This window comes from Mesorhizobium sp. M0910 (assembly GCF_040319465.1).
Taxonomy (GTDB): Bacteria; Pseudomonadota; Alphaproteobacteria; order Rhizobiales; family Rhizobiaceae; genus Mesorhizobium.
Genome location: NZ_JAMYNZ010000009.1, coordinates 198,667 through 214,055 on the forward strand (window position 1 = coordinate 198,667; position 15,389 = coordinate 214,055).

At 60.4% G+C, this 15,389-nt stretch carries 18 protein-coding genes; 5 read left to right on the plus strand and 13 right to left on the minus strand.

What is annotated here, in order from left to right:
• Positions 1-60: 60 nt before the first annotated feature.
• Positions 61-1,506: a hypothetical protein gene (locus NKH78_RS23135; RefSeq protein WP_352517488.1), complete on the plus strand. Its 1,446-nt coding sequence runs from the start codon at positions 61-63 to the stop codon at positions 1,504-1,506.
• A 151-nt stretch (positions 1,507-1,657) separates the two neighbouring features.
• Here NKH78_RS23135 and NKH78_RS23140 read toward each other — a convergent pair whose 3' ends face one another.
• The 8 genes from NKH78_RS23140 to NKH78_RS23175 form a co-directional block, all read right to left on the minus strand.
• Positions 1,658-1,852, minus strand: a complete 195-nt coding sequence (locus tag NKH78_RS23140) for a TetR-like C-terminal domain-containing protein (protein ID WP_352508721.1) — start codon at positions 1,850-1,852, stop codon at positions 1,658-1,660.
• Positions 1,853-1,928: 76 nt separating this feature from the next.
• Positions 1,929-2,174: a TetR/AcrR family transcriptional regulator gene (locus NKH78_RS23145; RefSeq protein WP_352508722.1), complete on the minus strand. Its 246-nt coding sequence runs from the start codon at positions 2,172-2,174 to the stop codon at positions 1,929-1,931.
• A gap of 257 nt (positions 2,175-2,431) precedes the next feature.
• The gene (locus NKH78_RS23150) at positions 2,432-3,418 is read right to left on the minus strand and encodes an ABC transporter ATP-binding protein (RefSeq protein ID WP_352508723.1); all 987 of its coding nucleotides are present in this window, start codon (positions 3,416-3,418) and stop codon (positions 2,432-2,434) included.
• The gene (locus NKH78_RS23155; RefSeq protein WP_352508724.1) at positions 3,418-4,416 is read right to left on the minus strand and encodes an ABC transporter ATP-binding protein; all 999 of its coding nucleotides are present in this window, start codon (positions 4,414-4,416) and stop codon (positions 3,418-3,420) included. The genes NKH78_RS23150 and NKH78_RS23155 overlap by 1 nt, the downstream gene beginning before the upstream one ends.
• On the minus strand, positions 4,413-5,306 hold the full coding sequence (locus NKH78_RS23160; RefSeq protein ID WP_352508725.1) for an ABC transporter permease: 894 nt from the start codon (positions 5,304-5,306) through the stop codon (positions 4,413-4,415). Before NKH78_RS23160 ends, NKH78_RS23155 begins: the two co-directional genes overlap by 4 nt.
• A 2-nt stretch (positions 5,307-5,308) precedes the next feature.
• The gene (locus NKH78_RS23165) at positions 5,309-6,244 is read right to left on the minus strand and encodes an ABC transporter permease (protein ID WP_023680718.1); all 936 of its coding nucleotides are present in this window, start codon (positions 6,242-6,244) and stop codon (positions 5,309-5,311) included.
• 9 nt (positions 6,245-6,253) lie between these two features.
• Positions 6,254-7,852 carry an ABC transporter substrate-binding protein gene (locus tag NKH78_RS23170; RefSeq protein ID WP_245274882.1) on the minus strand — a complete coding sequence of 533 codons (1,599 nt, stop codon included), beginning with the start codon at positions 7,850-7,852 and terminating at the stop codon, positions 6,254-6,256.
• A gap of 24 nt (positions 7,853-7,876) precedes the next feature.
• Positions 7,877-9,091 carry a trans-sulfuration enzyme family protein gene (locus NKH78_RS23175; protein ID WP_023680716.1) on the minus strand — a complete coding sequence of 405 codons (1,215 nt, stop codon included), beginning with the start codon at positions 9,089-9,091 and terminating at the stop codon, positions 7,877-7,879.
• Positions 9,092-9,191: 100 nt separating this feature from the next.
• Between NKH78_RS23175 and NKH78_RS23180 the strand changes: the two genes are divergently transcribed.
• Positions 9,192-10,094, plus strand: coding sequence for a LysR substrate-binding domain-containing protein (locus tag NKH78_RS23180; protein WP_352508726.1), 903 nt, complete (start codon positions 9,192-9,194; stop codon positions 10,092-10,094).
• A gap of 57 nt (positions 10,095-10,151) precedes the next feature.
• Here the strand turns inward: NKH78_RS23180 and NKH78_RS23185 are convergent, their stop codons facing one another.
• The 3 genes from NKH78_RS23185 to NKH78_RS23195 all read right to left on the minus strand — a co-directional run bounded on the left by NKH78_RS23185 (position 10,152) and on the right by NKH78_RS23195 (position 11,996).
• Complete coding sequence (locus NKH78_RS23185) at positions 10,152-11,285, minus strand: recombinase family protein (RefSeq protein WP_352508727.1); 1,134 nt, start codon at positions 11,283-11,285, stop codon at positions 10,152-10,154.
• Between the two features lie 141 nt (positions 11,286-11,426).
• A complete protein-coding gene (locus tag NKH78_RS23190) occupies positions 11,427-11,744 on the minus strand; it encodes a recombinase family protein (RefSeq protein WP_352884235.1) in 318 nt (105 codons plus the stop codon).
• Positions 11,745-11,768: 24 nt separating this feature from the next.
• A complete protein-coding gene (locus tag NKH78_RS23195; protein WP_352508729.1) occupies positions 11,769-11,996 on the minus strand; it encodes a hypothetical protein in 228 nt (75 codons plus the stop codon).
• Between the two features lie 140 nt (positions 11,997-12,136).
• On the opposite strand from NKH78_RS23195, the gene NKH78_RS23200 reads away from it, so the two are divergent.
• Positions 12,137-12,565, plus strand: a complete 429-nt coding sequence (locus NKH78_RS23200) for a putative toxin-antitoxin system toxin component, PIN family (RefSeq protein WP_352508730.1) — start codon at positions 12,137-12,139, stop codon at positions 12,563-12,565.
• On the plus strand, positions 12,562-12,813 hold the full coding sequence (locus NKH78_RS23205; RefSeq protein WP_023722511.1) for a hypothetical protein: 252 nt from the start codon (positions 12,562-12,564) through the stop codon (positions 12,811-12,813). Before NKH78_RS23200 ends, NKH78_RS23205 begins: the two co-directional genes overlap by 4 nt.
• A gap of 192 nt (positions 12,814-13,005) precedes the next feature.
• Here NKH78_RS23205 and NKH78_RS32645 read toward each other — a convergent pair whose 3' ends face one another.
• Positions 13,006-13,251 (minus strand): Y4oE-related protein, encoded by a 246-nt coding sequence (locus NKH78_RS32645; RefSeq protein ID WP_502899825.1) that lies wholly within the window; start codon positions 13,249-13,251, stop codon positions 13,006-13,008.
• 131 nt (positions 13,252-13,382) lie between these two features.
• Positions 13,383-14,099 carry a pentapeptide repeat-containing protein gene (locus NKH78_RS23210; RefSeq protein WP_352508731.1) on the minus strand — a complete coding sequence of 239 codons (717 nt, stop codon included), beginning with the start codon at positions 14,097-14,099 and terminating at the stop codon, positions 13,383-13,385.
• 1,023 nt (positions 14,100-15,122) lie between these two features.
• Between NKH78_RS23210 and NKH78_RS23215 the strand changes: the two genes are divergently transcribed.
• The gene (locus tag NKH78_RS23215; protein WP_352517489.1) at positions 15,123-15,335 is read left to right on the plus strand and encodes a DUF982 domain-containing protein; all 213 of its coding nucleotides are present in this window, start codon (positions 15,123-15,125) and stop codon (positions 15,333-15,335) included.
• Positions 15,336-15,389 lie beyond the last annotated feature (54 nt).

Sequence of the window (15,389 nt, forward strand, 5' to 3'; positions counted from 1 at the left end):
TCCACTTGCGCGAGCAGTAGTCCGCTTTCCTTCGCAAATGCCATGTGGCAAGACGGATGGATGGCGGCGGACAGCGAACATAAAAGCATCTCTGCGAGAGCGTTGGGCATCGCATTATCAGCTGCTGCCCTCGTGCCGCATTTCACAACCCCAGCCTTTGCCCATGCTTCCGAGCGCGGCTATGTCATGCTCCTGCCGACCGGATATTATGTCGTGGGCGGGGCGGTGGCCGTAGCCGCGAGTTTTCTGGTTCTGGCTGTCCTCCCGCCCAGGCTGCTCGAACGCATTTCGGCATCCCGCCTGCCAATTGGTCAATTCGGCGACGCCGCGCGCATTTGGATCAGCATGCTCGCCTTCGCGGTTCTCGCCATACTCGTGGCGGCGGGAATTCTCGGCAGCCGAGATCCGCTGTCGAATCCACTTCCGCTAACGGTGTGGACGCTGGTCTGGGTCGGACTGACATTGCTTCAGGGCGTATTCGGCAATGTTTGGTCGTGGACAAACCCGTGGTACGGGCCGTGGCGCATTTTCTCCAGCGTCTTCCCGGCATTCCGCGATCGCACAATGCCACAAGGACTGGCTTACTGGCCGGCGTTGATTTTGTTTGCAAGCTTCGCCTGGTTCGAGCTGATCTATCCGGCGCCCGAAGATCCGGCGCGGCTTGCGTTCGCTCTCATGGCCTACTGGCTCTCGACCTTCGTCTGCATGATCATCTTCGGCTACGAAGGCTGGAGCCGGCGCGGCGAGTTTCTGTCCGCGTTCTTCCGCATGGTGTCACGCTTCGCCATCGTCGAAACGACGCCGGACCACCCAAGCGGGGGGCGCGCCCTCTCACTCTGCTGGCCTGGAGCGAAATTGTGGAGCGCGCAAGCCTTGCCGGCGAGCGGTATGCTCTTTCTGTTGCTGACGTTGAGCTCGGTGTCCTTCGACGGTCTGTCGAAGACCTTCTCTTGGCTGGGCGCGAATGGTGTCAATCCGCTCGAATTTCCGGGGCGCTCGGCATTAGTCGGAATCAACAGCGCCGGTCTTGTGCTGATGTTTATCGCACTTGTCGCCGTGTTCTTCGCCGCAGTGTTTGTCGGTGAGCGGTTGGCCGGGAGCATCTCTTTCGGAAAAGCGGTCGGGCTCCTTGTCTGGTCGATCGTCCCGATCGCGCTCGCCTATCATTTTTCCCACTATCTGACGGCCCTCCTGGTGAACGGCCAGAATGCGATCGTCGCTATTTCGGATCCGTTTGATCGGGGATGGAACCTATTCGGCACGGCGCACATGAATGTCGGGGCGGGAGTGATCATGGGCTCCGATGCAGCGTGGATCATCTGGAACTTTCAGGCGGCGGCGATCATCGGCGGCCATATACTTGCCGTTCTGGTCGCGCACGGGCTGGCGTTCCGTTTGCATCCGGCGCGCAGCCGCGCGGCGCTCAGCCAATTTCCGCTGACCGTTTTTATGGTCGGATATACGGTTTTCGGGCTGTGGCTGCTGTCCACGCCGACGGCCGTCTGACGGCCGCAAGCCACGTATCGGAGGCGTTGGTCGACAGACCTCACGGCGGTGTATCGCGACCTCAAGGACATGCGTCGAACAAAGCCGGTGGTTGGTGAATTGGCAACGCCGGCAGTGCAACTGACTGCTTCACAGTTCTTCGGCCTGATATCTAAGCCGACGGGACGCCCTCGGTGGCCAGACGCCGGAAGATCTGGTCGACTTGTTGCGGCGGCAATTTGGCGCCGCCGTCGAGCCACCAGATCAGCACCGACAGAAAGGCACCCACGACGAACTGGACGATCAGTTCGTTCGGCACGACATCGGGAAGCTTCCTGTCCTTGTTTGCGGCAAGCTCCGCGCGCACGAGATCGCATAGATCTCGCGGATGCTGCCGAGCACAAAAGTCCCACCGCGGCCCCCGGCCAGAGCTCGGTAGAGATCTATATGTTCACGCGCGTGCTCGAACATACCGAGCACGAACCCAAGCTGCGATCTTTCAGCTCGCCTGGCGCTGCAAGCGCATGCCGCTGGCGTTCGACCAGCATGGCGCGCAGATGATCGTCCAGGCCGCTGCGCTTGAGGTCGTCCTTGCTGGTGAAGTGCGCGTAAAAGGTCGATCGGCCGATGTTTGCCTCATTGCAGATGTCCTCGACGGTAATTGCTTCATATCCCTTTCTCAGGATCAAAGTGATCAGCGCATGGTGAAGAGTCGACCGGGTCCGGGCGACACGGCGGTCTATCGTCTTAAGCCAACGCTACAAGAAGCGGACTAATAACCGGCAAGAGGATCCTCCCGGCCCGCCTGAGTAACCAGGGCTGCCGACAGAGCGCTTTCCCACTCACTGCCGGCCCGGTACCGGAAGGAAGGAGCGCAAATCTCTGCTTCGCCACCAGAATGCGCAACGCATCAGGTCCCGCACGGTCAGCTAGATCTGACGTTTAATCATGCGGCCGAGACCCGTTTCGCGAATAGGTCGCCGGCGAACCTGCACGCCGCCTTGTGCATTGAGCTTACTTCTTGCGACACAGGCTCAGCCTCCGCACAAGCTTCCACGGAAAGGGGACACCGCGTCCTGAAGAAACAGCCGGAGGGCGGATTCGTCGGACTTGGGATTTCGCCCGTGATCAACGGAGGGTTGCGCCGACGCTCGGTGGCAGGATCAGCCTCCGGAATAGACGCGAGAAGGAGCTGGGTGTAGGGATGGCTCGGATTCCGGTAAACCTCTTCCGAGCTGCCGCTTTCTACCACCTTGCCGAGGTACATCACGTAGACCCGGGTCGCCGCCTGCCGGACAAGCGCGAGGTCATGCGCGATAAAGAGGCAGGACACGCCTAGCTTCTCTCTGAGGTCGAGGAATAGGTTCATGACCTGCGCGCGTATAGACAAGTCTAGCGCGCTGACCGGTTCGTCGCAGATTAAAACCCGCGGCTCTACGGCCAGCGAGCGCGCGATCGCGATGCGTTGCCTCTGGCCGCCTGAGAGTTCACGGGTGAATCTGTCCCGGGCCGTCGTCGCCAGACCCACCTGGTTGAGGAGTTCGGCGATCCTCCCCTCGCGTTCCGTTTGCGAACGCAAACCTGCAATGATGAGGGCTTCGTTTATGGCTTCGCCCACAGTTTGGCGATCATTCAGCGATGCATAGGGGTCCTGGAACACGTACTGAACGGCGCGACGCGCTTCCCGCAGACGGCGCCCGCTCAGGGAGCCGAGGTCGACGCCATCGAAAACGACGCGTCCGGACTGGGGTTTTTCCAAGCCCACGATCGAACGGCCAAGCGTGGACTTGCCGCAGCCGGACTCCCCCACCAAGCCGACAATCTCGCCGGGATTGAGGTGGATCGAGACGTCATTTACCGCTTTGATCGTTTGGCCACGTTTGGCGCTTGGAAAGCTGGTGACCAGATGCTCGACTTCGAGTACCGCGCTCATTATGCGCACTCCTTCGCCCGAATATTCAGAACGGGACAGGCGGCTGACACACCCGGAACTGCCGTCGGCAAGAACGGCGGACGTCGCTCGCCGCAGGCATCCACAGCGTATCCGCAGCGGGGCATGAAGGCGCACCCTGTGATCGGCGCGCCAAGGATGGGCGGAACCCCCGGCAATCCACGGAAACGCGATCCGATTGCGTCCTGTTTCCTCGGAATTGCGTCGATGAGGCCCATCGTATAGGGATGCTGCGGCTGGGAGAGTACACGCTCGGTCGGTCCGGTTTCGACGTGGCGCCCCGCGTACATCACCATTACGCGGTCGGCCGCGCCCGCCACGACACCCATGTCATGCGTGATCAAGATCATGGCCATGTCCATTCTGGACTGGATTTCCTTCAGCAGTCGGAGGATTTGCGCCTGGACCGTCACGTCGAGCGCGGTGGTCGGCTCGTCGGCTACGAGAAGTGTCGGCTCGGCGGCAATGGCGATTGCGATCATGACACGCTGTCGGAGACCGCCCGAAAGCTCATGGGGATACTGCTTGAGGCGTATTTCGGGGTCGGACATCCCGACCATCTTGATAAGTTCAAGCGCCCGGGTTTCCGCAGCTCTTGCGGTCATGCCGAGGTGAAGCTCGGCTACTTCTGCTATCTGCCGTCCGACCCGGCGGGCGGGATTGAGCGCGCTCATCGGGTCCTGGAAAATGAAGCCAATGGATTTTCCGCGCAGGCTGCGAAGCGTTTCATTGTCCGATCCGACGAGCTGGCGGCTGTCGAACAAAATGGAGCCCGATATATCCGCCTGGACGCCCACGGGCATCAGGCCGAGAGGCGCAAAGCAGGTGACCGTTTTGCCGCTACCGCTTTCTCCCACAATCGCGAGGGTCTCTCGACGGCTCAGTTCATAGGCTACTCCGTCGACTGGGCGGACCACGGTATGCGCCGTCAGCAGGTCTATGGTCAGATCTTTGACGCGGAGTATCGGTTCAGAACTCATGGCCGTGCCTCCTTGGCCCAGAATGCGGTTACCCGGCGACGGGCCGCGAGCATCCGGGAGGTCAGCGGCTTCGGAACTCTGTTGAGGGCGACCGCTTCACCGAGGATGTTGAATCCGATGACAGCTAAAGTCAGGGTCAGCCCCGGCAGGATGACCTGGCGCGGATCGGACTCGAGATATGGAAGCGCGTCGACCAACATCTGTCCCCATTCAGGCGTCGGCGGCTGGATCCCCAGCCCGAGGAAGCTCAACGTTGCGATTGCGAGCGCGACTGCTCCGGCGTCGGCCGTGGCATATACGAGCACCGCCCCGATCGTCGTGGGAAGAAGATGGACAAAGTAAATGCGAACGGGACTTGCGCCCAATACTCTTAGGGCCTCCATGTGGGGCTTGTTCATGGTGTTGACAGCCACGGCCCGGCTAATGCGGGCGCTACCCGGCCACCAGGCGAGCGCGAGCGCGAGGATCATGTTCCAGTAGCTGACTCCGGCAATGCCGATCACCGCAAGTGAGACGATGAGGCTGGGGATTGCCTGGCCGACGTCAACGATGCGCATCAGCAGTTCGTCCGTCCAGCCCCGCCGGTATCCGGCAATCGTGCCGATGGCGATGCCGATGGCGTGCGCGCACACAAGGACGAGACAGACTCCGACCAGCGACGTCCGAGCCGCCACAATCAACCTGCTCAATGTATCGCGCCCGAGATGGTCGACTCCGAACGGATGGGCGAGCGTCGGGCCCTGGCCAGCGATCAGCAGGTCTTGCGCATTGGGATCATGTGGCGCGATGTAGGGTGCGAGCAGTCCCAACAGAACGAACGCGCCAATAGTAAATACCGCCGAGCGCGGGAAGGCGCCAATGGCCTTCAGGAGTGGTCTGACTGCCTGCATGTTCAGCTCCTTTGAAGTCTAAGGCGCGGATCGGTCAGCGTAATGCAGATGTCGACCACGACGTTCAGGATGATGAAGAACGTGATGAAGACCAGAAGGCAGGCCTGCACGACCATGAAGTCGCGGAATCTCACCCCGGTCAGGAAGAGGTCGCCGATGCCCTGCCAAGCGAACAGAGGTTCGACAACGACCGCGCCCACGACCATCGTCCCGATCTGCGTTCCCAAGGCGTTCAAGTACGTCGGCGCGATGTTCGGGATCGCGTCGCGAACCAGAATACTCGTCCTTGACAGTCCTTTGCTCATGGCCGTTAGGACATAAGGTTTGGCCATCGCCTCCTCGAAGCCAACTCGGACGACGCGGCTCAGAACTGCTGCGGGAAGAAATCCCAGAGTGAGCCATGGAAGCACCCAACTGACGGGTCCGGCAAACCCGAAGGTCGGAAAGACGTGCCACGTGACCGAAAAGGCGTAGACCAGCAGTGCTCCGACGAAGAAGGACGGAGTCGAAGCGCCCAGAAGAGCGCTCCCTCGGGTGACCACGTCTGGCGCCCTATGTGCCCAGAGCGCGCCTACGAAGCCGACGAACAGGCTCAGCAAGAAAGCCACGACCGCTCCGCCCGCAACGAGGGTGGCGGTCACGGCAAGGCGGCTCTTGAGGGACGCGCCGACCGCCTCGCCCGTCTTGTAGGAAATGCCGAAGTCGCCGTGGATCGCTCCGTTCAGCCAGAAGCCGTAGCGTTCGAGAAGCGGCTTGTTGAGCCCCAATTCCTCCTCGACCTTGGCAATATCGGCTTTGGTGGCCGTCGGCGTCCGCAGCTCGGCGATGAGTATCGCCACGTTGCCCGGAGCGGATACCACGAGCGCGAAGCATAGAACGGACGCCAGAAACAGCAACAAGACTGCGTTGCGGGCCCTTTTAGCGATGAAGGCGAACACGGCCGTATCCTACTCCGCCAGTGTGATATTCTCGTAGGGCATGTCGTACTCGGTCGCGGGGCTCTGGAAGCCCTTCACCCGAGCGGCATGCGCCCATATGCCCGGAACGAAGAGCAGCGGCGCGATGGCGTCGTTGTCGTGCAGCCAGTCATAGACCTTCTGTAGAGCTGCTTCCATCTCGCCTTCGGGCGCGGACATCGCGGCGAGCACCAACGGATCGAGGTGCTCGGGGTCGATGAAGAGCTTGCCGTCCACGCCGTTGTCATAGGTGGATAGGAACAGGCCCACCACAGTCCCGAAAGGTTCGTATGGCGCGCCGAACGTCTGGAAGAAAGCGAGATCGAACTTGCGCTCCGGAATGTCGCTGTGCCGCGACGCATGATCCACCGAGCGGATCGTGAGCGTGACGCCAATCTCCTGGAGCTCGGACTGGATCACTTCCGCGACGGATCGGGACCCCGGTACTTGCTCCTCGCTAACGACCAGTTCAATGGCAAGGTCCTTGCCGTCCTTCTGCCTGACAGGCCCCCCGACCCAGCCTGCCTCCTCGAGCAGCGACTTTGCGGTCTCGGTATCCCGCCTAGGCACATCGAAGCGCTTCCCCGAATACGGAACGGTTTCGGAGAACAGGTTGCCAGTGGAGGTCGCCAGACCGCGGTAAAGCACTTGCGAGATCGCAGCCCGGTCGATGCCGAGGTTGATCGCCTTGCGGACTTTCGGGTCCCTCAGCGCTTCGACGCGGGAAGTGTTGAAGGCCATAATCATTGTGGTGGTGCCGGGATCGATGACGACATCGATGCCCGCTCCCTTCAGCGTCTCTGCTTCCGTTGCGGTCAAAGGCGACACAAACGCTCCGCCGATCAGATCCACGTCGCCCGCGCGCAACGCTGCCATGCGGCCGCGCGAGTCCGGAAGGACTTTTACCTCAAGATATTTGAAAGAGGGCTTGTCACCCCAGTAGGCGTCGAAGCGCTCGAAGGCACTGCCCTCATTCCCGGCAGTCGCTTGATGCCACGGTCCCGTGCCGACGGGCGCCTTATAGCTACCGTCCCCAGAGACCGACTTGGGGCTGAGGAGCCTGACTGGCCGGACGTAAGCGAACTCCTGGAGCAGGCCGAGGACCGGTTCCTTGAACCGGACGTTGACGTGATCGTCGTCGACGATGTCCGTTCCGGCGTAAAGCCGGGACGAATTCATCCAGTTGTTCGCTTCGAGTCCGATCCACCTCTTCAGGTTCCATTCCACCGCCGCGGCGTCGAACGGAGTGCCGTCGTGGAAAGTCACGCCCTTGCGCAAGGTGAGCTTAAGCAGCCTGCCCCCGTCTTCGACCGACCATTCGGTCGCCAGCCCTGGCTCGATCTTACCGTCATGGCCGTATTTAACCAGCGGCTCGAAAACGAGGTCCTGAACGCCCCACAGGCCGGTGTATTTGTGAGGATTGATATCGCCGGCGGGCTTGGCGATCGCGATCCGAAGCGTGTCCTTAACCTCTGATGCCGCAACGATTGACGGCAGGATGGAGGATAGCGCCGAAACTCCCAGCAGTTTTGAGACGCCCGCCAGGAAGGAGCGCCTGTCTATTCGCATGAATTCATTGTTGTTGTTCATTGTCATTCCCCTTTTTGTGTTCACTCACAGCATTGATTGCCGGATGTTTTCTTTGCCGAACCGCTCGTCGTCGATCCGTGCTTGGATTTGGGCCAACATTTTCTCGAGATCGGCCATGAGATCGTCGTGCGATTCCAACCCCACGCTGAACCGCAGAAGGAGGTCCTGCCCACTCCAGGTCGTCGCGGAGCGGTTGCTCTTCACGGGCATGGGGGCAACGAGGCTGCGTGTCCCACCCCACGAGGCGCCGATGGCGAACGTCTCTAGCGTATTGAGCGCCTCCGGCACGTGCGGCAGTGCTTCGGGAACCAATTCCACGCTGAACACTCCGCTCGCGCCGAGGAAGTCGCGCTTCCAGAATTCGTGCCCGGGAGAAGACGGCAGGGCGGGGTAGAGCACACGCTCGACGGCTGGGTGGCCGCGGAACCAGTTGATCATCGCCGTCGCGCCGTCGTGCGCGTGTTTCATTCGCACGCCAAGAGTCTCCATGCCCCGCAACACCAAAGAGGCGTCGTCGGGGGAAACACCGATCCCGGCCCGCCCCATAGTCGCCTTGAGCGCGTTGAAAAGCTGCTCGGAAGCCACCGTGATCGATCCCATCAGCACGTCGGAATGGCCCGAGATATATTTGGTGAGCGCTTCGGTCACGATGTCGGCCCCATGTACGAGGGGCTTGAAGTTAAGAGGGGTCGCCCAGGTGTTGTCGAATCCGACGAGCGCGCCGTGCCGATGCGCGATCTCGGCAATCCGCGGCAGATCCTGGACTTCCATGGTCGTCGAACCGGGGGACTCGCACCACACCAGTTTCGTGTTCCCGTCGATCCGACGTTCGAGCCCCTCGGGCGAAGTGGGATCGTAGTACTCCGCTCGGACGCCAAACTTTGCCAGATCGGTATTCACAAAATCACGGACCGGGGGATAGGCCGTGTCCGCCACCAGTACCTTGTCTCCGGCATTGAGGACGGCGAGCATTGCGATTGCGTTTGCGGCCTGGCCCGATGGCGCGAGAAGCGTCCGGTGACCCTGCTCGAGCTGAGTGATCTTTTGCTCCAGTGTACGCGTCGTCGGGGTGCCGTAGAGGCCGTAGGAATAGCCGTCAGGCCCTCGCTGGCCGCGAGTGGCGTAGGCTGCGGCATCCGCGAATACGATCGTCGAAGCCCGATGGACGGCTGCACCCAGAGCCTCGAAGCCGTCTGTTTTGACTTTGGGGGTCACAACGCATTGGGTGAGATCGTTCATGCTTGCTCCTCATGTGTTGGAGACAGTTACAGCATGACAAAACCTATTCCGTCCAATATCAAGATCGGGATGTGCTATTCTCTCAGGTTATAGGTGCGCCATGAATCTTCGCCAGATCGAGGTCTTCCACGCCGTGATGACGATTGGAACCGCCTCACGCGCCGCGGAGATACTACGCATCTCACAACCTGCGGTGAGCAAGGCCGTCCAAGAACTGGAGCGCGACATCGGTTTCGCGCTCTTCCACCGCATCAAAGGACGGATGTCGCCGACGGCAGAAGGCAACCTGTTTTTCAGGGAAGTGGAGACCTCATTCTCCGGCCTCATCCATTTGAAAGGGGCCGCGGCGCGGATTCGCGACTTCGGTTCGGGGGAAATCCGGATCGCAAGTCTCTCCGCATTAAGTACGAATGTAATGCCAAAGGCATTAAAGGCATTTCAACACCGTCACCCTGACGTTGCGATCACCTTTCAGGCAAGGCTATCCTCGGAAGTCAAAGAACTCGTCGCCTCCGGCCAGTTCGACGTCGGCCTGGCGGCGGACGAGATCGATCTTGCGGGCGTCGAAGCCCACCCATTCCGGAACTACCGGGTCGCGATCGCCATGCCCAAGGGCCATCCGCTAGAGGGGAGGGAAGTGATCCGTCCCGCCGATCTCCATGGGCAGGCCTTCATCGCGTTGGCTCCGGAGGACACTACGAGACGGGAAGCAGAGGCCATCTTCGCTGATCACGGCATCAAGCCCAAAGTGGTTCTAGAAACCCCCTATTCCACCACCATCTGCTCGATGGTCAATGCGGGGCTTGGATGCGGAATGGTCAATCCTTTAACTGCCCTTCCCTATCTCAACGGAAACCTCAGCCTCCGTCCATTTCTCCCGGGAATCTCCTTCCGAACCCTTCTGTTGTTGCCACCCAACCGACGTCCATCGAGAGTAGTTAGCGACTTTGTCGAGCAGCTGATGCGTATCGCATTGGAAATTGATGGGGCTGTCCAAACTTGACTTCACTTTCGTGAACGTCGGCTTCTGGGCCCCATGCCGTCACCCGCCAGGCCGCAATTAGGATAGCGCGCCTCGCTCAGCCGCAGCAGCGAAATTGGAACTGGGAGTTCGATGAGTGTGGGGAAGGCGGTAGCGCTCTCCCGCTACCATCACTGCAGCGCTAGGCGCTGTTCCTGGTTTACGATTTGGCAGGTTGAGAAGCTCCGCCAGCGCACCGCGAACTTTCAGCTCAACCTGTCCCCTACCCTCCGTCGGAATGATCTCGATCCCCGTGACCAGTGAGCGGATGATCCTCGCCGCCTCGTGCCGCTCACACTCGTCGGATTGCAACGCGTCCTGGAGCTCGGATACTTGCCGACGGTAAATCGTTACCGCAGCCGGATGAAACTCCACAATGCTTTCCGCGGCCGCCATCGCCTGAAGCTCTCGGGCTAGATTCTCCTTTTCGCGCTCGAGGTCCAGTAGCTTCGATTTCATGCTTGTCGTCGCGACACCGTCAGCGATAGCATCGACGATGTTAGCGATCTGCCTGTCGATGCCGGCATGCCGCCTTTCGACTTCCCTTTGCCGTTCGCGGTTCATGGCGTTCAGTCGCTTATGCTCAGCATGATATTCAGCAAGGAAGCCCGCAATGGCATCTGGCGCCAGCAAGCGCCGCTGGATGCCAGCAAGCACACGCTTCTCAAGCTCGCCAACACGGATCGTCCTGTTATTGGTACAAGTGCCTTTCTCACGGTGCGCGGTACAAGCAAGCTGGTCTCTGTTCTTCACCGTATAGGAAGCGCTACAGCAGCCGCACCGCACAAGCCCCGAGAACATGTACGTCGGCCGTCGGCGGTGATGGAGTTTCATGCCTCCATAAAGCTTCTTGCGGGCTTGCACCGCATCCCACAGCTCATCGTCGATGATACGCAGATGCGGCACTTCAACGACCTGCCAGGTTTCCGGCAGATTCGGCCGCGAGATGCGCCTCCCAGTCTCGGGATCCTTGCGCATTTGGAGACGATTGAAGACGAGCAGCCCGATATAGGCTTCGTTGTAGAGAAAGCCGCTTCTCCGCTTGAGATTGCCATTGATGGTCGAGGCGCCCCAGGCACCCCCAAAGGGTGATGGGATACCTTCCCTGTTGAGGCCTGCAGCTATCGTACGCGCCGATTGACCAGCCGCGAACGCCCGAAAAATCCGACGCACGACCTCGGCTTGAGGCCGCCGGCGTTGTAGCCGTTCAATATGCGGCCGCTTTGGCCCCGTCTGATCTTGGCAGCAAGATCGCGCAGGAACAACGCGTTCATCGTTCCTTTCAGGCCCACGTGCAGTTCGTCTACGGCGCCCTCAGAGAGTGACGATCTTGACACCGGCAAAGCGCAGCCGCTTGAAGAGGCCGGCTACGTGTTCCTGGTCGCGTGACAAGCGATCGAGTGCCTCGGTTAGAACGATCTCAAATTGCCCGCTTTGAGCATCGGCGAGAAGCCGCTGGATGTCTGGTCGACGGATGATGCTTGAGCCGGATATGGCAGCATCGGCATAGGTCCCAACGACAGTCCACCTCTCCCTGGCCGCGAGCTCTCGGCAAAGCCGCAGCTGATCCTCGATAGAGGCTTCACGCTGGTTGTCGGATGAGTAACGAGCATACAGCGCGACACGGGTCATGAACCGCTCCTCTTCCTCTCGTTGCTATTGTCCGCCGCCGTCCCCATCCTCCCCTTCTGACGGTGTTTTCTCAAGAGGATGAACATTGTTGTCGTTGGCCGCCTGCAATTCCTCGAAATGCTCCCGAGCAACCCGCCGGCCCAACAAACGGGCGATCGACAGGACGGCTCGTTCAGTCATGTCTCGTGCCGACATGTCAGCACTGTAATCATGGCTTGCGCTGTCGTTCCCAGGTTTGGCCTCGTCCACCATGGCATGCCCGCTATTCTGTGTAGATCAAGGGCATTGAGCGACGTGATGATCAGCAAGACAACTTCAGTTGCCGAGCTGTCGCCAAATTACCAAAAGCTCGGTCCTCTTGCAATATCGCACGCGATATCCAATATGTCTGTATGAGACTGCTTCTCGATACGGCGACCATGGTGGCGGCGATCCGAAGTGACGCTGGCGCCTCGCGCCAACTGTTGGTGGCAGCTTTGGAACGCCGGCTGACGCTCATCGCTTCGGTGACGTTGATGATCGAGTACCAGGCGGTCATGACAAGGCCCGAGCACCTTGAAGCTTCCGGCCTGTCCGCTGAGGATGTGAACGCGTTGCTAGATGCCGTGGCGGCCGTCGCCGAGCCGGTTCGCCTTCTCTTCCTCTGGCGACCCGCCGTGCGCGACCCAGACGACGACATGGTGCTGGAAGCTGCGGTAAACGGACGGGCGGATGCTATAGTGACGTTCAACCTACGCGATTTCGGCAAAGTGGCCGAGCGCTTCGGTATCTTGGTCCTGTCGCCGGGCGAGGCGCTGAGACGATTGGAGAGAAAGACATGAGGAGAAGCAATTTCGCACTGCGGCTTCAGCTCTCGCTTCTGGATGAGGCGCGCAAGGTGGCGGAGAGCGAAGGCGTGCCGCTCAACCAATTCATTAACGTGGCAGTCGCTGAAAAGCTTTCGGCGCTGCGCACGGAAAGTTACTTTCAGGAACGCGCCGCCCGTGCCGACCTTCCCAAGGCGCTGCATATCCTGAAACGGGCCGGCAAAGGGAAGGCGCCGATCAAGGGCGACGAATTGCCGGAGTAATGTACCCCGAGGGGCAGAGCGGTACCGCTCGTACCGGAGTTTGCCTGCGTCCAAAGCGGCCGCCGGGCCGAAGACTGCCGGTCAAGGCTGGCGCAGCACGCGCCACAGCGATGCGGCTCTGGCATTGACGGGCTGACTTCGGTCCGGCGTTCCCTCGACAAGCAGGCAGTCCCCTCGTCGAACATGATTTCCCTATCGGGAAAAGCCTGGACGAACTCTCTCCGACGCTGCTTCCGCCACGGCATTGGGCGAACCCACTTGAAGATGGGCGAATACCCGAAACCAGAATCGATACTCCTGTGTCCGCCCGTCGCAACGCGCCGACACGGCGCCCCAGGCGATTGCGGTTGCGGCTGTCTTTCCCCACAGGGCTGTCGCTGCCTCTGCAGCTTCAGGCCACGGTCCATTTGTGCACGGCGGCATCGCGGTTGAAGGCATCCAGCAGATCGGGATCGCTCACCGCCGGATGGTGAGATGCCGCAAGAGTGCTCTGTGCTGGCAATTCCTGGCGGTTGGAGGGTGACGTGAGGCAGACGCTTCGCGCAAGTTGAGGGGTCGCTTGCCGACAACTATTCCTGCTGGAATTGACAGGGCCAATCTTCAGGCCTCGTCAAGCCAGAAGGCAACTCGGTCCGGGCGTCTCCGCAAGCCATGTTGAGCTGCCACTGGGACAGACCCGCCGAATTGGAAAGGTCGACGCCCTCGATACGGGTCAGAAAGAAAAAGGCGCGGTCAAAGTCTATCGGCGCGGTAAACCTCGCTCCTCGGAAGTCCGCCCGTGCGAGATTGGCAAACGAGAAGCGGCTGCCGCTGATATCGGCGTCATGGAACTGCGCACGCCCCAGTTCTGCCTTTGTGAAATCAACATTGGTCAGATTGGCGTCCTGGAAATTCGAGCGCTGCATTTCCGCGCTCGCAAACACAGCGCCCTGCGCGTCCATACGGCTGAAGTCGGTCCTGTAGCCCTCGATTCTGTCGAACCGGGCGCCTTTGGCGGTCGAGTCGGCCAGGGAAGCACGCACAAGAGTTGCCTTCTCAAGATTTGCCGCACGGAGATTGGTGTTCCTGAGGTCGGTCGAAGTGAAATCAACACCGAACAGGTTCGCCCCGCTCAGGTCCTGTCCATCTAGGATGAGAAGCTTCTTGTCACACTCTTGCCAATTGACGCCAGGCGTCGCGGCTGCGTCGCAATTTTGAGCGGCAGCGGCGTTCTGCCAAGCAAACACAGTGCAAACCGCTAGAACCAAGCCGGATGCGCCGTAACCTCTGGTTCGCCTCAAAGTCATTGTTGCTGCACCTCTGCCACTCGCCGACACTCACCCTTACCACATCTGCTGACACACGAGCCACGGTGACCACCGCCGTCACAGTTAGCGCGTTTCTCATATCAAGCTTCGATGTTGATCAACCGATCACCCCGCGCGTAGGGCGCGATTTGCGAGCGCCTCCCCATATCATCGGCGGTCCAGCAGAGATTCATTTGTCACCGGCCAGGCGCATCATTCCGTAGGTATGCTTGACTAAGCCGAGGAGAGCGGTCGTTCAGGCTGGCGAAGTCGCGTGCCAAGATTGGCCTCCGCTCTGGACGTTTGTCTCGCTAATTGGGAGCCTGCTCGAGTGCAGACCGCCACCGCCGGCGTCCGCTGCCGACAAGCGTGAATCCGCTTGGTTCCGCACCGGTCGGTACTTCCCGACGGCGAGGTTGACCCGGCACGGGGTGCTAGTCGCGTATCCTGATTCCGCTGTCGCATAAATCCCACGACTTCGCTTAGCGAGGCCGAAGTTGATCTCTGCCATCTACCAGGTTGAAGCATCAACCCGCATATTTGTGTCGTAAGCTGACGTGCCGCGAATACCCCGTTTTCGGTAGGCGGGCTTTATGGCGGGCGCCCAACCTATTCTTGTATTTTTATTGATGTAAACAATGACTTATGGCGGTGAGGGAGGATTCGAACTCCGCGCTTGGAAGAGCGTCCTTCTCGTCTTCACCGTGCAGGCCGGCTACTCTGGGCGGCAGAGTGCCCTTCCGCGCTTCGTTTCCGATATCAGCGCCGGCAACTGACCAAGGCATAGCGGGCTCGTAACGATAAGGACGGTTCTCGCTATTTGAGGACCGCAACGGGTTGGCGAGTCTAGTCTGAGCGATCAAGCCCGCGCTCTGGACGAGGTCCCATCCTCACAGATTGTTCGCCCACCGGGCCAAACGTGACGCAACGGAACGGATGGTTCACCCGTAAGGTCTTGGGGCGATTGCGAAAGGAGACCAGCATATGACCTGCGAACGAGACGTCGGCACGTTCGAAGAGCCCGTGACCGTTTTGCTGTCCTCGGGCAAAGTCAGTGTTTCGAGCACCCGCGAAGCCGCCGAAATGCTGCTTTACCGCTGGCCCATTGGAGAAACCGGGCGCCGCATCCAGGCTCGCATGGCGTGCATGAAGGTGCTCGGCGGCGGCAGCGCACCGGAGATAGCGCGCGTGGCATTTCTCAGCGCCGCCAAGGAAGCGAAAATCCTGAACGCTTGACATCTCGTCAATGCGTGCCCCACCACTGTCCATCGTGCATCACTCTTGCAGCGG